Below are 16778 nucleotides of genomic sequence, written 5' to 3' on the forward strand. Positions count from 1 at the left end.
CTCCCCGCCCGCTCGCTCCGCGCGACCTGCCTCGGGAGGACGCCCCGGTTCCCTCGCCGCCGACCGAGCCGCCTTCGCCATCGACCGCGGCGCCCGCTCCTGCGTCTGGTTCGCGTCCTGGCCCAGCGCCCGCACCCCAGCAGCGGCCCGCGCCAGCGCCCGCACCGGCACCCCGCCCGCAACCTGCGGCGCCGGCCCCACGCCCACCTGCGCGGGACAAAAGCGGCCTGCCGAACCTGAATATCCCGCCGCACGAAGTCCGCGGGCGCATCGAGGACGCGGTGCCTGATATGCCGGCAGTGCCCGCTATGCCTGCGCCCGCCCCGCCACCTGCGCCGCCGCTGCCGCCTGCGCCGCGGATTCCGGGCCTCTAGCTCACCGCTTTCAGCCCCACGATGCCGCCGATGATCATGGCGAGGAATAGCACCTTCCACACCGTGGCGGCCTCGTGTCCAGCCGCGAAGGAATAGATAACCGCCACCGACGCCCCAACGCCCGCCCACACCGCATAGGCCGTGCCCACCGGGATGCTGCGCATCGCCCACGCCAGCCCGCCCATGGAAATTGCGCAGGCCACGAGGAAAATGAGCGAGGGCCACAGGCGCGTAAAACCTGCGGACTTATCCAGCGCCGCCGCCCACACGGCCTCGAATGCGCCGGAGAAAATCAAGATGAACCACGCCATAGCTGCTTCCTGGCCGTCTTGTCGCGTTGCCGGGTACGGCTCCCTCGTCCGGGGCTCGCGCAAGCCGCGGCGAACCTGCACCCAATGATGGCACACTAGAAAACCATGAAGATTGCATTTCTTGGAACTGGCCGCATGGGAACCGAACTAGCCCGCCGCCTGCTCAATGAGCAGGACGACATCGAGATGACCGTCTGGAACCGCACCGCCGAACGTGCCCAGCCACTCGTGGAAGAAGGCGCCGAGCTCGCCGCCACGCCCAACGACGCCGTAGCGAACGCCGAGGTCATTATCACCTCGCTCTTCGGGCCCGACGATGTCCGCGAGGTCGTCATCGAGCCGCAACTCATCCCCGCGGGCGTGACGTGGATCGATACCACCACCGTCTCGCCCAACGATGCCCGCGAGTTCGCCGCCGCCGTGGAGACCTACGTCCATGCCCCGGTCGTCGGCACGCTCGGCCCGGCCCGCGAGGGCAAGCTCGGCGTCTATGTGGGCACGCCCGACGACGCCCGCCGTGAGCAAGCCATGTCCCTCGCCGAGTCCTGGGCGGGCGAAGACAAGCTCATCGGAGTGGAGGCGGCGGCCACGGCGGCCATCGGAAAGCTGCTGGCGAACCTCGCGCTCGCCGTCACCGCCGAGGGCCTGCTCGAAGCCCTACAGCTCGGCGAGTCCGAGGGCCTAGACTCCGAGGTGGTGCTGCAGATGCTCGATATCACCGGCCTGTCCTTCATCGCCAATATGAAGGCGCCGTTTATCACCGGCGAGCGCAATACCGACCCGGGCGATTTCACCGTCGACGCCCTGGCCAAGGACGCCAAGCTCATGGAGATGACCTCTACCAAGCCGCTGCCCGCCCTTACCGCCGCCATCGGCCGCTTCGAAGAGATGCAGGCCATGGGCCACGGCGATCAGGACTTCTCCTCCATCTTCGTCTTCCGCAATAAGGGCTAGTTATCCACAGGTCCGCCGGGCGTGCGGGCCAAAATTCGCCCTGTGAGCCCTAGTTATCCACAGGTTCGCGCGCTCGCCCTCGCACAGGTTGCGCGCCGTGGCTTAGGCTGCGGGGCATGACAGCTCTTCAGACCTATCTCGCGGCCCTGGCGCCCGGCATCGACATCGTTGCCGGGTGCGCCGGCATGTCTGAAGACCAGCTGCGCGCTGCCGGTGCGCCCAATAATACAGCCCGCACTTTGCTCACGCTTGCCGACGCCCTCTTTGCCCCCACCTCCTTTGCCCGCCTGCAGCGCCAGGCGGTTGCCGCCGCCCGCGACCGCGCTCACCCGCTGCCCACTCTGGAGGTAATCGAGCGCTACGCATCCCGCGCCAAGACCAAGCGCGATGCCTGGCGCCTGCGCGTGGAGCTGTGCCGTACCGCCGCCGATACCGATGAGATGGAAAAGCTGGCGCGCAAGAAGCTGCGCGAGCTCAATCCCTCGGCCCCGCCGCGCCCCGGCGTGCGCATCCGCCGCCGCAAGGACGCGCCGTGGACCCTGGCGATTACCGGGCCCTCTTCGCTCATCGCGGATTTGGAATCCAGCCTGGATGAGGATGCTCCCCTCGATTCCGTTGCGGAGCTCTTCTCCCCTTCCGGCGCCTCCCCGGCTGCCCGCCCGACCATTACGACCAACGCGATCCTCACGCTCGACGAGCTCGACCGCATCATCGATGGCGACGGCGAGGAAATCACCATCCAGCTCACCAACGGCGCCCGCCTCACCGGCGCGGAACTCGTCTCGCGCACGCTGGCAGAGCGCGGCCTTATCACCCTCGTTCACCCCTTCGAGGGCGCGGTCAACCTCTACCGCACGGAACGCATGGCCAGCGAGAAGCAGCGGCTCATGGCCGCCGCGGAAAATCCGGTGTGCCCGTGGGCCGAATGCAACTATCCGGCGGATAAATGCCAGGTGCACCACTTGCAGGCGTGGCGGCACGGCGGCGATACCAATATGGCAAACCTCGCCACCTGTTGCCCGTACCACAACGGCGTCAATGACGATGACCCGAATGCCCCACCGGTGCGCGGGCGCCTCGTTCGGCGCCGAGGCCGCGTGGTGTGGCAGCCACCCTGGGCTGACACCGCGCCAGCACCGCCATCGGCCCACTAGCCTCTAAACCGCCAGGCAGCAGGATGCCCTGCTGCCGCATTGGCATGCCCGCAGCTAGCGAGCGATACGAGCCGCAGCGGCGCGGGCGTCCGCGATGACATTGGGTACGCCAACCCCGCCGGCCCAAGCGCCGGTGGCATCGATGCCCGGCGTCGCCGCGAGGGCGCCGCGCGCGCCGGCCACGGTTTCCAGGTGGCCGACATCAAAGCGTGGCAGGCCGCCGAACCAGCGCTGGGTGAAAATCTCGGCGACGCCCGCGGCGCGGCCGTCGAAGCCGGTGAGGCGCTGGAGGTCGTCGAGGGCATAGTCGACGAGGTCATCTTCCTCGGCGCGGACGATGGCGTCGTCGCCAAAGCGGCCGAAAGAGGCGCGCACCAAGGCACCGCCGCGCTCGGCCAAGTGCGGCCACTTGCGCGAGGACAGCGTGAATGCCTTGGCGTGAACGTCGTCTTGGTCGGTGGCAACGAGGATGCCGGAGTTCTGTGGCAACGCGTTGCCGGACGGGTCCGTGTCAGACTCGAACTTCAGGCCCACGACTGCCGACGCCGCCAGCTTCACGCTCTTCAACCGCTCCGCCGCCCGCGGGGACACCTTGGGGAGCAGGCGCGCTGCGGTCGGGGCCGGGGTGGCCACCAGCACGCGGTCGAAGGGGACGGTATCGCCGGGTGCGCCGGCCAGGCGGAATTTCTCGCCCTCGCGAGTGATGCCGGAGATGAAGGTATCGAGGTAGATCTTGGCGCGGGATTTATCGGCCAGCGTCTCGTAGAGTTCTGCGTAGCCGCCGCGGAAGGTCTGAAAGACGGGTCCGCCGCTGCTCGGCTTGGCCGCGCGCGCTTCTTCCAACGAGCGGACCGCGGCCGAGAGGGTGACCGGGCCGCGCGCGGAGAGCGCGTCGAGCGTCTCGGCCAGCGCCGGGATGGTCGCGCGCACACCCAGGTCATCGGCCGAGCAGGAGTACACGCCGCCGAGGAGGGCGGAGATGACGTGGTCAACGAGGTCGTCGCCAAACTGCTGGCGCACTAGGCGGCCGACGGAGACGTCGCTGCCGGCCGTCCACTCGAAGGGCTCCTCGTTGTCGATGCGACGGGCGGTCTCGGCCGAAACCAGGTGTGCGACCGGCTCCGAGTGCGAAGGAATGCCCATCATCCCGCCGCGCGGCAGCGGCTTAAGCTCGCCGGAGTACACCAGGGAGTGCAGACCGGAGGGCTCAACCAGGCTATCGCCCAGGCCGAGGGATTCGATGAATTCCACGGCGTCGTGGCGGCGGGCGAGGAAGGCCTCGGCGCCCATGTCGGTGGGTCCGCCATTAAACGGCACGGAGTACAGCTTGCCGCCGATGCGGCCGGCGGCCTCGAAAACCTCAACGTCGTGGTCGCGCAGCTCGTAGGCGGCCGTCAAGCCCGCCAGGCCAGCACCAATAATCGCAATACGCATTTAGCCCTCCTCGTGGATGATGGATACGGCGCGGGTGATGGCCTCCGCGTCGGTAGTTGGCAAGACCCCGTGGCCGAGGTTCCAGATATGGCCGTCGATATCGCCGCGCTCGCGGGCCCGGTCGACCTCGCCGCGGATGGTGCGCACGGCCTGGCGCACGGCGTCGTCGCCGGCAAAAAGCATGGCCGGGTCGAGGTTGCCCTGCAACACGCGGGCGCTTACGCGCTCGGCCGCGGCGTCCATGGGCACGCGATAATCGACGCCCATAACTTCCGACCCCGCCTCCGACATAGCCGGCAAGAGCTCGCCGGTGCCGACGCCGAAATGGATGCGCGGGATAGTCACGCCGGCCAGGATCTCCCGGGAGTACGGCAGCACGAATTCGCGGTAGTCACGCTCGTTGAGGTAGCCGGCCCAGGAATCGAAAAGCTGCATGGCGTCAATGCCGGCGTCGACCTGCACCTGCAGGAAGCGGGTGATGGTCGGCACCAGACGGCGCATGAGCATGTGCCAAGTCTCCGGCTCGGCGTGCATGAGGGCCTTGGTGCGCTCGTGGTTCTTGGATGGCCCGCCCTCAATGAGGTAGCTGGCCAGCGTGAACGGCGCGCCAACGAAGCCGATGAGCGCTTGGGTTTCGGTGAGCTCGGCCAGGATGCCGGCGATGCCCTCGGTGACCTCGGGGACGTCGGTCTCCAGCAGCGGCAGCTTGCCGACGTCCTCCCTACTCCGCACCGCCTGCTCCATCACCGGCCCACGGCCCGGCACAATATCGACCTTGACGCCCGCGGCCTTGAGCGGGACGACGATATCGGAGAACAAGATGGCGGCATCGACGTCGTGGCGGCGCACCGGCTGCAGGGTGATTTCTGCCAGCAGTTCCGGCATGAAGCAAGAATCGAGCATGCTAATCCCCTCGCGGGCGGCGCGGTACTCCGGCAGTGAGCGGCCGGCCTGGCGCATGAACCAGACTGGAGGGCGGGAGGGGGTGCGGCCGAGGGCGGCGTCGATAAGCGGGGCACGATTGAGTCGAGACATGCCCCAATTATGAATCAAAAGTTGGAGTGAGGGCTAATTAGCCACGCAAGCTGCGGTCCTTGATGAAGCGGTTAGACTGCGGCTGGAAAAGCAGCGCGAGGGCGACGATCAAGGTGATGGGGATAATCAGCAACCCGAGCCCACCGATGCCGAGCGCGAGGGCGGCGATATTGGTAAACAGCGCGAACGCGATGACCACGGTAATGATGCGGCGTGCCCACTTGGACCCGCCGGCCAGCTGCGCCGCGAAGAGCGCAAGTAGAATGGCGCCGACGGCATTGGTCACCGCGACGAACAGGCGATTGGAGTGGAGATACTCCGCTACTTGCGCATTCTGCGGCTCTACCTGTGGCCCACCCGAACCGAAGATGCCCACCATGCCGCTCACCAGCATGATCACGGCGCTGACGACGAGCACCCAATATGCCCAGCGCAGCGGCCGCGGCCACGCGTCGAGGTTCTCCTTGGCGGAGGTGTTTCGGGCCGCGCGGTTATAGTCGCGGGGTCCGGGCCGCTCGGTGTTATTCATCGCTTGTCCTCCCTGTCGGCACGGTCGGCGCGGTCGGCACGGTTGGTGCGGTCGGGGTGTTCGCGCTTGCTGTCGTCACGCTTGCCGCGCTGGTCGTCCTTGGAGCGCGTGCGCTCTTCTTCGGCGCGCTTCTTCTCGCGCTGCGCTTGCTCGAGTTCCTTTTCCAGCTCGCGCATCTGCTCGAGTTCGCCGGTGTAGTCCAAGGTTTCGGCCCGCACGGAGAAAATCAGGCCGAGGACCGCCGCGACGCCGACGAGGATCTGCACCATGCCATCGGCGGCAAAGAGCCAATCGGGCACGTCCGCGCCGGCCGGGGTGACCATGAAGGTCAGCAGGATGCGGAAGCCGAAGTACAGCGAGAAGGCGAACCACACGCGGCGCGAGGTACCGGCCCGCTTGCTGCGCTTCGCAAGGGACCGCAGCAGGAAGGCCAGCAGCACGATAATCGCCAAGGAAATGGCTGCCGAAAGGGCGACGGAGGCGTAGGCGGCGGTGCGGAGGAAGGCGTCGGAAAGCTGGGCTTCATCCACGCCGGCCGGTGCGGATTTGGCCATGTCCTTGGCCTGCGACATGAGCACGTCGTGGTTGAGCAGCGTGAGCACCACGTTGAGCACCTGGTGCACGGCCTCGCCGCATAGCGCGCCCAGCCACAGCCACAGCATGTACGTCACGGACTCCGGCCGCTGCTGCTGCCGCCGCGGGCGTTGCGTGCGAGGGGCAGGGGCGGGCGACGGGGGCGTAGCAGTCACAGGGGTCCTTTACTTGAGCAGGCGGGCGGCTTCGGTAGCGAAGTAGGTCAGAATCTGGCCGGCGCCGGCGCGCTTGAATGCGGTCAGCGACTCGAGCATGATGGCTTCGCCGTCGATCCACCCGTTGGCGGCCGCGGCCTTGACCATCGCGTACTCGCCGGAGACCTGGTAGACCGCAACCGGCACGGGAGAAGTCTCCGCCACGGCCGAAAGCACGTCCAGGTAGGGCAGGCCGGGCTTGACCATAACGAAGTCCGCGCCCTCTTCGATGTCGAGCTCGGCCTCGAGCAGGGACTCGCGGAAGTTGCGCGGATCCTGCTGGTAGGTGCGGCGGTCGCCTTCCAGGGAGGAACCGACGGCATCGCGGAACGGGCCGAAGAAGGCGGAGGCGTACTTGGCGGAATAGGCCATGATGGCCACGTCCTCGTGGCCGGCCTCGTCGAGATCGGCGCGGATGGCGGCAACCTGGCCGTCCATCATGCCGGATGGGGAGACGATCTGGGCGCCGGCGCGGGCTTGGGAGCGGGCCATGTCTTGGTAGAGCTTGACGGATTCGTCGTTAAGCACGCGGCCCTTGTCATCCAGCACGCCGCAGTGGCCATGGGAGGTGAATTCGTCCAGGCAGGTATCGGCCATGACGATGAGGTCGTCGCCGAATTCCTCGTGGAGGCAGGAAATGCCGCGGTTCAAAATGCCTTGCGGGTCCCAGGCGACGGAGCCGGTGTCATCCTTGTCCTCATCGAGCGGCACGCCGAAAAGGTCGATGCACGGCACGCCGGCCTCCAACGCCTCCTCGGCCGCGCGGCGCAGGGAATCGAAAGTGTGCTGGTAGACGCCCGGCATGGAGGGAATCTCGCGCGGGGCGTCGAGACCGTCCACGATGAACATGGGCAAAATCAGGTCCGAGGGGCGGACCTCGGTTTCGGCCACGAGGTTGCGCATCTGCGGGGTGGTGCGCAGGCGGCGTGGGCGGCGGGCTGGGAAGGTGCTCATTGGGTACTCCTTAGAGCGAGACTAAAACTTATGCCTTGTCGACCTTAGTAGCCTTCTTGCGCGAGCGGCGTTTCTTGCGCGGCGCGGGCAGGTTTCCGGCGGCGCGGAGGGCGGCGACGTGGTCTGCGAGGGCGTCGACAAGCGCGGGCACGTCCGCGACTTCGGGCACGACATCGACGCGCAGGCCCATCTCTTCCGCGGCCGCTCTTGCCGACGGCCCGATACACGCAATGATCGTCCGCTGGTGCGGTTTGCCCGCAATGCCCACCAGATTGCGCACGGTGGACCCGGAGGTAAAGGCGACGGCGTCGAAGCCGCCGGTCTTGATCATGTCGCGGATTTCGGCCGAAGGCGGGGCGGCGCGGACGGTGCGGTAGGCCACGACGTCGTCGACCTCCCACTCGAGGGCCTTGAGCCCGTCAACTAGGGTGTCGGCCGCGATATCGGCGCGCGGGAGCAGGACGCGGCCGACGGCGTCGATATCTTCTACGAAGTTGGGGAAGACATCGAGCAGGCCCTCGGCGTTCTGCTTCTTCTTGTGTGGCAGAAGCTCCGGAACCATGCCTTTGGCGCGGATGGCGGCCGCGGTTTTGGTGCCCACGGCCGCGAGGTGGACGCCGGCGAAATCGCGGGCGTCGAGGCCGAGTTGGGCGATCTTCTCCCATACCGCGGTCACGGCGTTGACGGAGGTGAAGACGATCCACTTATAGCGGCCCTCGACGATACCCTTGATGGCGCGGTCCATCTGCGCCGGGTTGCGCGGCGGTTCGATGGAGATGGTGGGCACGTTTTGCGGGATAGCGCCGTAGCCGGCCAGGCGCGCGGACATCGGGCCGGCCTGCTCCTTGGTGCGTGGGACGAGCACGCGCCAGCCATAGAGCGGGCGGTTTTCCCACCACGAGTACTTGGTGCGGTCGTCGATGCTGCGGCCGAGGGTGACGACGAGCGGGCCGGTGAGGTCCGCGTCGAGCTTGCCCATGGTGCCCAGCGTGGTCTCGTAGGTGCGCTGCAGGCGGGTGGTGCCGTGGACAGTGACAAATGCCTCGGTCTCGGCCGGCATGCCGCGCTTTTGCAACTCGTCAGAGATAACCGGCAGGTCTTCCTTCGTGGCCTGCAGGACGATGGGCTGGGTGGCATTGGCCAGCGCGTCCCAATCGGCGCCGTCGGTAACGTCGGCCTCGGTATAGGTCGAGCCGAGCGCAATGCCCGCAAAGGACGGCACGGTAGATGGCAGGGACATGCCCGGCACTACCTGGAATTCCAGGCCGGCGGACGCCACGGCGTTGATCTCGGCCTTGATGGACTCGCGGTGCAGCGGGTTGCCGGTGACCAGGCGGATGACATCCTCACCATCGGCCTCGACCAAGCACTCGCGCAGCTGGCCGACGATATCTTCGGCCGGCTCGTACAACACCGCGGCCGTTGGCGGCGCGGGGCGCGGCGGTTTGCGGCGCGCGCCCTTGGCTTTGGCATCGGCGCACATTTGGGCGTATTCGGCCTCGGCGGCGTCGAGAAGCTCTTGCGGAACGGGCAGCGCGGCGGCGACGGCATCGCGCACGCCCTGCATGACCTGCGGATCGGTCACGGCGATGGCACTATTTGCCAGAACCTCGCGGGCGCGGACGGTCAGCAGGTCGGGATTACCTGGACCAGCGCCCACAAAGACGATCTTGCCCAATTGGGTGTCTGGCGCGGCATTGCTCATAAAGTTCTTTTCTAAAATCGGGCGCGCGGCACCGCGCACGGACATGATCGCATGCGGTGTGGTTCCCCGCGCCGGCGGTGGGTGACACGGTCTTAACGGCCAAAATCCCAGGCCTTGCGTCCTGGGATGCCCTTAAAGGGGGCCGGATCATTGCGGGACAATGATCTGTGGTATCTACACCTTAAATTATTAGCGCCTAAAGGCGAAATTACTTGCCCAGCAGCTCGGCCGCGCCACCGGCGAAAAGCTCGTCCGAGACGCGCGCGCCAAGATCGGCGGCTTCGGCCGCGGAGCCGGAGGCGGTGGCAGTGAGCTGGCGGGATCCGTCGAGCGCGAAGACGCCGCCACGCACGGTGAGCTGGTCGCCGTCCCAGCGCGAGGTGGCGGCCACCGGCGCGGTACAGCCGGCCTCGAGGCGGGCCAGCACGGCGCGCTCACCAGCAGCGGCGGCCGAGGCGCGCTCGTCCACGATGGCATCTAGGGCCGCGGCGGCCTCGGTGCCGGCCACGGCCTCGATGGCGAGTGCGCCCTGGGCCGGCGCCGGCATGAAGACGGAGGGTTCGAAGATTTCGGTGGCGCGGTCTGCGTAGCCGCCGCGCAGCAGGCCGGCGTAGGCCAGCAGGACGGCGTCGAGCTCGCCGTCGGTGACCTTGGACATGCGGGTATCGATATTGCCGCGCAGCGGGCGAATCTCCAGGTCCGGGCGGAGGGCGGCCAGCTGGGAGATGCGGCGCGGTGCGGAGGTGCCCACGCGCGCGCCCTGCGGCAGCTGTGCCAGGCTCAGGCCATCGCGGGCGACGAGCGCCTCGCGGGAATCCTGGCGCTGCGGCACCACGAGGCGGAAGCGATCATCGGGCGCGGTGGGCAGGTCCTTAAAGGAGTGGACGGCAATATCGCACTCGCCGGCATACAGCGCCTCGCGCAGCGCCTGGGTAAATACGCCGACGCCGATGCGCTCGACCGGCGCCATATTGACGTCGCCGGCGGTGGTGACGATGTGGAGCTGGGAGTCAAAGCCGGCGTCGATAAGCCAATCGCGCACATGGCCGGCCTGGGTGGTGGCGAGCTTGGAGCCGCGGGTACCAATCTGAAACATTTAGGCCTCCTTAGTCATGGTGGGCAGTTCATTGACGGCCACGGACACGCCGGAGCCTTCCAGCTGCAGGCCAAAGAGTTCCTGCAGGGCGTTCTCGCTGCTGACACTGCTTTCCGACGCCGCCAGCTTCTTCGCCCGAACCGTCGGTTCATGCAGCAGTTTATCGACCACGCGCTTAAGGGCGCGCTGTACGTCCTCGAGCTGCTTGCCCGCGAGCTCGGGGTGTTTGTGCTGCAGGCGCGCGGCCTCGCACTCGACGAGATCGGCCGCGCGGCGGTGCAGGGCGCTTACGGCCGGAGCGACGTCGCGCACGCGCTGGGCCGAGGTATAGGCCGCCAGCTCCTCGTCGACGATGTGGCGGGCCTGCGCGTGCGGGCTGCTCCCGGCCGCGACATCGGTATCGGCGGCCGAAAGCGACTTGCTCAGGCGCTCGATATTGACCAGGTCCACGCCCTCGGCCGCGGCGGCGGCATCGTCGATATCGCGCGGCAGGGAGAGATCGATGAGCATGAGAGCGCGGCCGGCGGGGAGGTCGGCGGCCTCGATGGTGAAGTTATCGGCGCCGGTGGCGGAGATGGCAAGGTCGACGTCGGAAAGCGCGGCGGCGCGCTCAGAAAAGTCCACGACGCGGGTGGCAACGCCCGCCTCCTCGGCGTGGCTGGCCAGGCGCTCGGCGCGCTCGCGGGTGCGGTTGGCCAGCACCAGCTCCTTGATGCCTAGCCGGCCGGCGTGGGTGGCGGCGAGGGACGCCATGGCGCCCGCACCAAGGATCAGCGCGGTCTTGCCGGTCAGGTCCGCGGCGTCGAGGCGCTGCAGGGCCTGGTCGAAGGCGAAGGACACCATGGAGGCGCCGGCCTCGTCGATATCGGTCTCGGAGTGCACGCGCTTGCCCGCCCGCAGCGCGGCCTGCGCCAGCGCGTGAATGCGCGGGCCGACCGTGCCCTGCTCGGAGGCGGACTGGTAGGCGCTGCGCACCTGGCCGATGATCTGCTGCTCGCCCACCACCATGGAATCCAGGCCGGAGGTCACGGACATCAGGTGCTCGGCCGCGGCGTCGGCATAGCGCACGTAGAGGTAGTTGCGCAGCTCCTGCTCGCCCACGCCCGACACCTGGGTGAGCACGCGCACGACTTCCTGCACGCCGGCGTGGAAGGAGTTGGTGACGGTGTAGACCTCCATGCGGTTGCAGGTGGAGATAATCATCGCCTCTGACAGCGGCTCGGCCGCCACGAGTTGCCCGCAGGCGGAATCCTGGACCGCACTATCCATGCTCAGCTTTTCCAGCAGCGCCACCGGCGCCGACTGGTGGGACATGCCCACGACGAGCACGCTCATGCACAACACTCCTCAACCCTTTGATTGATTTTAATCCTCCAAAAGACTACCCGTCGGTGTCGCGGATCCCGAATCAACCGGCCAGCTCGGCCGCTAACTCCTCGTTGTCTACTTCCCAGCAGGCAAACTCTTCGCCGTCGATGACCACGACGGGCACGCGGTCACCGAATTCCATGGCCAGCTCCGCGTCCTCATCCACGTTACGCACGGCAAGCTCCGCGCCTGCCTGCTTGACGACGGGGGTGATCTGCTCCCTCACGCGCGCGCAAGAACCGCAGGTGGTGCGCACCATGAGCTCGACGAGATGCTGAGACATATTCTCCTCACAAGGACGGCGGCGGTGGAAACCATTACTATGGACACGTTAGTCCACCCCGCGTTTGCGAAAGCTGTTTGTCTCACTCGTGTCCGCTACCACTCCCCCAGGGTTCCCCGAATCCCCTCGCGACTTCTTGGCCAATTGGACCGCCTCGCGCGGTAACCTGCGCAATTTCTTGGAGACCCAAGCGCTCGCCCCGCTGGACGAGGAATCGCAGCGCACCGCCGGTGAAGCCGCGGCCGCCGCGGCGCTGGAGGAATTTGGGCTGGAGCTGGAGGATTTCGCCTCCGGCGTGGACTCGGTCACCGGTTCCTATGACGCGGCCGGCGCGCAGCGCATCACCGCCCAGGACCCGGACGTGCCGGTGGATGTGGGCGCGGCAGCGTTTTTCGACGTCGATAACACCCTCATCCAAGGCTCTTCCCTCGTGGAATTCGCCTTTGGCTTGGCGCGCAAGCGCTACTTCCGGCTTTCTGAAATCCTGCCGATAGCGTGGAAGCAGCTCAAGTTCCGCGTCTCCGGCAGCGAAAATGCCAAGGACGTGGCTGTGGGCCGCGCGCAGGCACTGGAGTTTGTCAAAGGCCGCAGCGTCGACGAGCTGGTGGATTTGTGCGAGGAGATCGTGGACGCCTCGCTGGCCCGCCGCGCCTACCCCGGCACCACGCAACTGGCGGAGATGCACCTAGCCGCCGGCCAGCAGGTATGGCTGGTGACGGCCACGCCGGTCCAGCTGGCGCAGGTGCTCGCCCGGCGCTTCGGGTTTACGGGCGCGCTCGGCACCGTCGCGGAGGTCAAGGACGGCAAATTCACCGGACGGCTGGTCGGCGATATCCTCCACGGGCCCGGCAAAAAGCACGCCGTGGCCGCGCTCGCGACCATCGAAGGTCTAGACCTCTCGCGCTGCACCGCGTATTCGGATTCGGCCAACGATGTGCCCATGCTGTCCATGGTCGGCACCGCCGTGGCCATTAACCCAGACCGCAAGCTGCGCGATATTGCCGGCGACCGCGGCTGGCTGGTGCGCGACTACCGCTCCGTGCGCCGCGCCATCCGCACCTTTGGCCTCCCGGCGCTGGCCACCGCCGTCTTCTCCTATGGCGGCTGGCGCTACTACCGGCGGTAGCGAGGGCGGTAGGGGGCGCTGGGGGACGTCGGCAAGCATGCAAAAACCCTCCGCACAATGGCGGAGGGCAAGAAGCGGGCTGGGGTTTACTTGCCCAGCTTACGACGCTGCACGCGGGTGCGGCGCAGCATCTTGCGGTGCTTCTTCTTGGACATGCGCTTGCGGCGTTTCTTAATGACGGAACCCATGGAGTCCTCACTTTCGTGTAGTACGTACTGTCAAACTTGTCAGCGCTAAAACGGCGAAGGTGCACTCTTGCCGCCGTGGCCGCACGGACCGCGGGCCACATCAGCGAGCCGACACGAATGCACACCATCTTACCCAGCACCCAGCCCGTGACCAAAAAGGGCCCGCGACAACAACAGTGAGAAACAACAGCGCCCACCACCGCTGACCACGAGGGCCAACAGAGGTGGGCGCTGTCTGTGCGGCGCGAGCCTAGGCTCCGTAGACGGAAGCCTCCAGGTACTCGTTGACGGCAGACTCGTGGACGCGGAAGGAGCGTCCGACGCGAACAGCCGGCATTTCGCCTGCGTGAACCAAACGGTAGACGGTCATCTTGGAGACGCGCATAATCTCGGCGACCTCCGCGATCGTCAGAAAGGTTCCCTTTTCTTCATTTGCCATATTTATCTAACCCTTCAGCTCGTTACGCGCTGTAGGCTTCCCCTCCCACAGGACTTCACGCACGTGCTTGCCCTAGCCTATCGTGAAACATGTGACTAATGCGACCCAAGTGCCAAATTTTTTCACAGCATTCATTAGGGTTTCCCCTAAAAGCGCTGCTTAACACCCGCCCCAACACTCCCGGGTGGGTACACCCCCACCACGGGGAGGTCGCACACGGCGGCGCTAGCCGAGCTCCTTGGCCTTATCGGAGCAGGCCTCTGCCGCGCGGTAGAACGCGCCGCGCAGGCCGGACTCCTCCAGCTCACGGACGGCGGCGGCGGTGGTGCCGCCCGGCGAGGTTACGCCAGCGCGCAGCTGGGTGGCCGAGCGGCCGGAGCTAGCCAGCATCTCACCAGAGCCGGCTGCGGCCTGGGCGGCAAGCTTCTCGGCGACGTCGCGGGGAAGGCCGAGCTGCACGCCGGCATCGACAAGCGCTTCTGCCACGAGGAAGAAATAGGCCGGGGAGGATCCCGCCAGTGCGGTGGCGGCGTCGATATTCTTCTCCGGGATGACCGCAACCTCGCCGACGGCCTCCAGCAGCTCGCGCACGCCGTCCATCTGGGCGTCGCTCACGTGCTCACCGGCCGCGCAGGTGCACATGCCGCGGCGCACCAACATGGGGGTATTGGGCATAACGCGCACCACCGGCACGCCTTCGCCCGCCGCACCCTGCAGCTGCTCTAGCGTCAGGCCCGCGGCCATGGACACGACCACGGCATCCTTGGCCGGCTCAAGGCCTTCGAGCAGGTCCAGGATGGCGTAGGGCTTTACGCACGCGAAGATATAGTCCGCGCCGTCTACCGCCGCTGCATTATCGCTAGTGGTGGTGACGCCATAGGCGTCTTGAAGTTCCTTGCTGCGGGATTCGGTGCGGTTGGTGACCGTGATATCCGAGCCCGCAAAGCCGGAAGCTACGAGTCCCGAGGTCAAAGCCTCACCGATTTGTCCGCCGCCTAAAATTGCAATCTTTGTCATAGTCTCCACCATGCCAAAAATGCGGAACCCCGGCTACCACGTGGGGTAACCGGGGCGTCGACAAGCGAGGGGCTTAGAGCATAACCAACAGCAGCGGGCCGAAGGTCAGGATTAGGCCGGTAAAGCCGGCCAGGAACATGGAGAACCCATCGCGCGCGGTGCGCAGGGCGTGCGTCACGCCCACCATAATTGCGGTGACGCACAGCGCCAGGATGGCGACGACTAGGCGCGGGAAGCTATCCCACAGAATCTCAAAGCCCTTGAAGATGACAATCGCCAGCAGGATGCCCGCGACAATCATCAGCAGGATGGACACTGGGTTGAGCTTCTCGTGCTCTTCCTCGATCCACTCTTTGTCGTCCTCGACCTTGGGCAGGTTGCCGGTTTCCTCGGCATCCTTAGCGACGCCCGCCTTCTTCGACGCCGGCACCGCCGCAGCCGTGGCTCCGCCAGCTGCGGCGGCTCCAGCGCCTGCCGCCGCACCCTTGGCCTTGGTGCCCTTCTCGGCGCGCTCCTTCTCCGCAGCGGGCTTCTCAGCCGCAGCCTTGCCAGCGGCCGGTCGCGCGGCGGCGGCCTTGGCCTCGTCCGCCTTTTTCTTATCCACGCGCTGGATTACCGCGGTGTCATCGGCGGAAGGCTGGTTCTTCTTCGCAGCATCCTTCGCAGCTGGCTGCGCCGCCTTAGCGGCGGGCTTTTCTGCAGCCTTGGCCGCAGCCGGTTGCGCTGGCTTGTCGGCAGGTTTTGCCACGGGCTTTTCTGCCGCCTTTTCTGCGGCCTTCTCGGCTGGCTTGGCGGCGGGTTTCTTCGCCGAGGCTGAGTCGGCCTTCTCCTCGGGCTTGGGAGCGCGGATGACGGGGGCATCCTCGTCGATGGAGACGGAGGTGTGCTTGGCCTCGACAGGAGCCGCCTTGACCTTCTTGAGGTTGCCGGTCAGCTCCGCAACGGAGATGCCGCCCTCTTCCAGACTGCGGCGATGGCGGCGCGAACGCTTCTCGTCCTTGCCGTCCTTTTCGCCGCGGGCCTTCTTATTGCGAGCCAGCAGCTCCGCCACGGTCAACTGGTTTTTGTCAGCCATGATCTCTTCCTATTCCAATCCCTTGTCGGTCCGGCGCAAAATGACGCCCTCACGCAGCGCCCACGGGCAGATTTCCAGCTTCTCGATGTCCAAGGCTCGCATGGATGCCTCGGCTACCAGAGCGCCGGCAACGATTTGGTGCGATCGGTTAGAACTTACACCTTCTAGGTCCGCTCTGTCTGCCGCAGTCATGCGAGAGATGAAGGAAATTAACTGGCGCAGACCCGGTGCAGTCAACGTGCGCTTGACGTATGGGCCGGCAGACGAAGGTGCGGCGCCGGTCAGGCGGGCCAGCGTACGGAAGGTTTTGGAGGTACCCACGGCAAGGCCAGCGGGGCCCATAGCCTTCATCTGCTGGGCGGCGTCCTCAAGCTCCGCATCAATAAAATCGCGCAGCGCGCTTACCTTTTTCTTCTCCGGCGGGTCGGTGTCGAACCAATTATGGGTCAACCGGCCAGCGCCCAGGTCGAGGGAGAAGGCAAGGTCGGGGTGCTCGTCGGTACCGGTGGACAGCTCTAGCGAGCCGCCGCCGATGTCCAGGTTGGTAATGCGGCCGGCGGACCAGCCGTACCAGCGGCGCGCGGAGAGGAAGGTCAGTTGGGCTTCTTCCACGCCGGAGAGGATCTGCAGGCGTACGCCGGTCTGCTTTTCCACCTCATCGAGCACGGCCTCGGAATTGAGTGCAGAGCGCACCGCCGAGGTAGCAAAGGCGATAAATTCCGCGCAGCCCAGCTTATCGCCCAGCTCGCTCGCCTCCGCCACGGCGCTGACCAGCTTCTTTACACCCTTTTCATGGATGTTGCCCTTCTTGTCCAGCTGTTCTACCAGCCGGAGCGGGGTCTTCCAATCGCTCATCGGAGTGGGCCGTCCGCCCGTCGCGGCATCGACCGCAACGAGGTGGACGGTATTGCTTCCGACGTCTAATACACCTAATCGCACACTAATAGC

18 protein-coding genes and 1 riboswitch are annotated in these 16778 nt (G+C 66.5%); of the genes, 3 read left to right on the plus strand and 15 right to left on the minus strand.

The features are described from left to right. Positions 1–370: 370 nt before the first annotated feature. The gene (locus MHY24_RS10255) at positions 371–685 is read right to left on the minus strand and encodes a multidrug efflux SMR transporter (RefSeq protein ID WP_005327239.1); all 315 of its coding nucleotides are present in this window, start codon (positions 683–685) and stop codon (positions 371–373) included. Positions 686–693: 8 nt separating this feature from the next. Beyond that, positions 694–764: riboswitch (guanidine-III (ykkC-III) riboswitch) on the minus strand. A gap of 26 nt (positions 765–790) precedes the next feature. Here MHY24_RS10255 and MHY24_RS10260 point away from each other — a divergent pair. Both MHY24_RS10260 and MHY24_RS10265 read left to right on the plus strand, forming a co-directional pair. Next, positions 791–1639, plus strand: a complete 849-nt coding sequence (locus MHY24_RS10260; protein WP_239230439.1) for an NAD(P)-dependent oxidoreductase — start codon at positions 791–793, stop codon at positions 1637–1639. 116 nt (positions 1640–1755) lie between these two features. Beyond that, the gene (locus MHY24_RS10265; RefSeq protein WP_239230441.1) at positions 1756–2793 is read left to right on the plus strand and encodes an HNH endonuclease signature motif containing protein; all 1038 of its coding nucleotides are present in this window, start codon (positions 1756–1758) and stop codon (positions 2791–2793) included. A 54-nt stretch (positions 2794–2847) separates the two neighbouring features. Here the strand turns inward: MHY24_RS10265 and MHY24_RS10270 are convergent, their stop codons facing one another. The 9 genes from MHY24_RS10270 to MHY24_RS10310 all read right to left on the minus strand — a co-directional run bounded on the left by MHY24_RS10270 (position 2848) and on the right by MHY24_RS10310 (position 11985). After that, entirely contained in the window at positions 2848–4227 is a 1380-nt protein-coding gene (locus MHY24_RS10270; RefSeq protein ID WP_239230443.1) for a protoporphyrinogen oxidase, read from the minus strand. Then, positions 4228–5262 carry a uroporphyrinogen decarboxylase gene (hemE, locus tag MHY24_RS10275; RefSeq protein WP_239230445.1) on the minus strand — a complete coding sequence of 345 codons (1035 nt, stop codon included), beginning with the start codon at positions 5260–5262 and terminating at the stop codon, positions 4228–4230. A gap of 37 nt (positions 5263–5299) precedes the next feature. Further along, the gene (locus tag MHY24_RS10280) at positions 5300–5791 is read right to left on the minus strand and encodes a tellurium resistance protein TerC (RefSeq protein WP_239193833.1); all 492 of its coding nucleotides are present in this window, start codon (positions 5789–5791) and stop codon (positions 5300–5302) included. Next, on the minus strand, positions 5788–6540 hold the full coding sequence (locus MHY24_RS10285; protein WP_239230447.1) for a hypothetical protein: 753 nt from the start codon (positions 6538–6540) through the stop codon (positions 5788–5790). Before MHY24_RS10285 ends, MHY24_RS10280 begins: the two co-directional genes overlap by 4 nt. Before the next feature lie 9 nt (positions 6541–6549). Further along, complete coding sequence (gene hemB, locus MHY24_RS10290; protein WP_005322998.1) at positions 6550–7533, minus strand: porphobilinogen synthase; 984 nt, start codon at positions 7531–7533, stop codon at positions 6550–6552. 28 nt (positions 7534–7561) lie between these two features. Beyond that, a complete protein-coding gene (locus MHY24_RS10295) occupies positions 7562–9238 on the minus strand; it encodes a bifunctional uroporphyrinogen-III C-methyltransferase/uroporphyrinogen-III synthase (RefSeq protein ID WP_239230449.1) in 1677 nt (558 codons plus the stop codon). Positions 9239–9446: 208 nt separating this feature from the next. Then, a complete protein-coding gene (gene hemC, locus MHY24_RS10300) occupies positions 9447–10334 on the minus strand; it encodes a hydroxymethylbilane synthase (protein WP_239230451.1) in 888 nt (295 codons plus the stop codon). Next, positions 10335–11669 carry a glutamyl-tRNA reductase gene (locus MHY24_RS10305; RefSeq protein WP_239230453.1) on the minus strand — a complete coding sequence of 445 codons (1335 nt, stop codon included), beginning with the start codon at positions 11667–11669 and terminating at the stop codon, positions 10335–10337. It abuts the gene before it with no gap. Positions 11670–11742: 73 nt separating this feature from the next. Continuing rightward, a complete protein-coding gene (locus tag MHY24_RS10310) occupies positions 11743–11985 on the minus strand; it encodes a glutaredoxin family protein (RefSeq protein ID WP_150851354.1) in 243 nt (80 codons plus the stop codon). Positions 11986–12073: 88 nt separating this feature from the next. Between MHY24_RS10310 and MHY24_RS10315 the strand changes: the two genes are divergently transcribed. Continuing rightward, the gene (locus MHY24_RS10315) at positions 12074–13111 is read left to right on the plus strand and encodes an HAD-IB family hydrolase (RefSeq protein ID WP_239230456.1); all 1038 of its coding nucleotides are present in this window, start codon (positions 12074–12076) and stop codon (positions 13109–13111) included. Between the two features lie 86 nt (positions 13112–13197). Here the strand turns inward: MHY24_RS10315 and MHY24_RS10320 are convergent, their stop codons facing one another. The 5 genes from MHY24_RS10320 to MHY24_RS10340 form a co-directional block, all read right to left on the minus strand. Next, positions 13198–13299, minus strand: coding sequence for an AURKAIP1/COX24 domain-containing protein (locus MHY24_RS10320; RefSeq protein ID WP_003855542.1), 102 nt, complete (start codon positions 13297–13299; stop codon positions 13198–13200). 250 nt (positions 13300–13549) lie between these two features. Further along, complete coding sequence (locus MHY24_RS10325; RefSeq protein WP_005276651.1) at positions 13550–13738, minus strand: helix-turn-helix domain-containing protein; 189 nt, start codon at positions 13736–13738, stop codon at positions 13550–13552. A 225-nt stretch (positions 13739–13963) separates the two neighbouring features. Then, positions 13964–14755: a pyrroline-5-carboxylate reductase gene (proC, locus tag MHY24_RS10330; protein ID WP_239230458.1), complete on the minus strand. Its 792-nt coding sequence runs from the start codon at positions 14753–14755 to the stop codon at positions 13964–13966. A 73-nt stretch (positions 14756–14828) separates the two neighbouring features. Beyond that, positions 14829–15830, minus strand: a complete 1002-nt coding sequence (locus tag MHY24_RS10335; RefSeq protein WP_239230460.1) for a tripartite tricarboxylate transporter TctB family protein — start codon at positions 15828–15830, stop codon at positions 14829–14831. Positions 15831–15839: 9 nt separating this feature from the next. After that, positions 15840–16769, minus strand: a complete 930-nt coding sequence (locus tag MHY24_RS10340) for a Ppx/GppA phosphatase family protein (protein WP_239230462.1) — start codon at positions 16767–16769, stop codon at positions 15840–15842. Between the last annotated feature and the right edge of the window lie 9 nt (positions 16770–16778).

It is taken from the genome of Corynebacterium sp. ACRPQ (assembly GCF_022347225.1).
Classification (GTDB): Bacteria; Actinomycetota; Actinomycetes; order Mycobacteriales; family Mycobacteriaceae; genus Corynebacterium; species Corynebacterium tuberculostearicum_D.

Bases quoted from the DNA above. Each gene is read 5' to 3' on its own strand.
- MHY24_RS10255 (WP_005327239.1), bottom strand. From the start codon at position 685: ATGGCGTGGTTCATCTTGATTTTCTCCGGCGCATTCGAGGCCGTGTGG.
- MHY24_RS10260 (WP_239230439.1), top strand. From the start codon at position 791: ATGAAGATTGCATTTCTTGGAACTGGCCGCATGGGAACCGAACTAGCC.
- MHY24_RS10265 (WP_239230441.1), top strand. From the start codon at position 1,756: ATGACAGCTCTTCAGACCTATCTCGCGGCCCTGGCGCCCGGCATCGAC.
- MHY24_RS10270 (WP_239230443.1), bottom strand. From the start codon at position 4,227: ATGCGTATTGCGATTATTGGTGCTGGCCTGGCGGGCTTGACGGCCGCC.
- hemE (WP_239230445.1), bottom strand. From the start codon at position 5,262: ATGTCTCGACTCAATCGTGCCCCGCTTATCGACGCCGCCCTCGGCCGC.
- MHY24_RS10280 (WP_239193833.1), bottom strand. From the start codon at position 5,791: ATGAATAACACCGAGCGGCCCGGACCCCGCGACTATAACCGCGCGGCC.
- hemB (WP_005322998.1), bottom strand. From the start codon at position 7,533: ATGAGCACCTTCCCAGCCCGCCGCCCACGCCGCCTGCGCACCACCCCG.
- MHY24_RS10295 (WP_239230449.1), bottom strand. From the start codon at position 9,238: ATGAGCAATGCCGCGCCAGACACCCAATTGGGCAAGATCGTCTTTGTG.
- hemC (WP_239230451.1), bottom strand. From the start codon at position 10,334: ATGTTTCAGATTGGTACCCGCGGCTCCAAGCTCGCCACCACCCAGGCC.
- MHY24_RS10305 (WP_239230453.1), bottom strand. From the start codon at position 11,669: ATGAGCGTGCTCGTCGTGGGCATGTCCCACCAGTCGGCGCCGGTGGCG.
- MHY24_RS10310 (WP_150851354.1), bottom strand. From the start codon at position 11,985: ATGTCTCAGCATCTCGTCGAGCTCATGGTGCGCACCACCTGCGGTTCT.
- MHY24_RS10320 (WP_003855542.1), bottom strand. From the start codon at position 13,299: ATGGGTTCCGTCATTAAGAAACGCCGCAAGCGCATGTCCAAGAAGAAG.
- MHY24_RS10325 (WP_005276651.1), bottom strand. From the start codon at position 13,738: ATGGCAAATGAAGAAAAGGGAACCTTTCTGACGATCGCGGAGGTCGCC.
- proC (WP_239230458.1), bottom strand. From the start codon at position 14,755: ATGACAAAGATTGCAATTTTAGGCGGCGGACAAATCGGTGAGGCTTTG.
- MHY24_RS10335 (WP_239230460.1), bottom strand. From the start codon at position 15,830: ATGGCTGACAAAAACCAGTTGACCGTGGCGGAGCTGCTGGCTCGCAAT.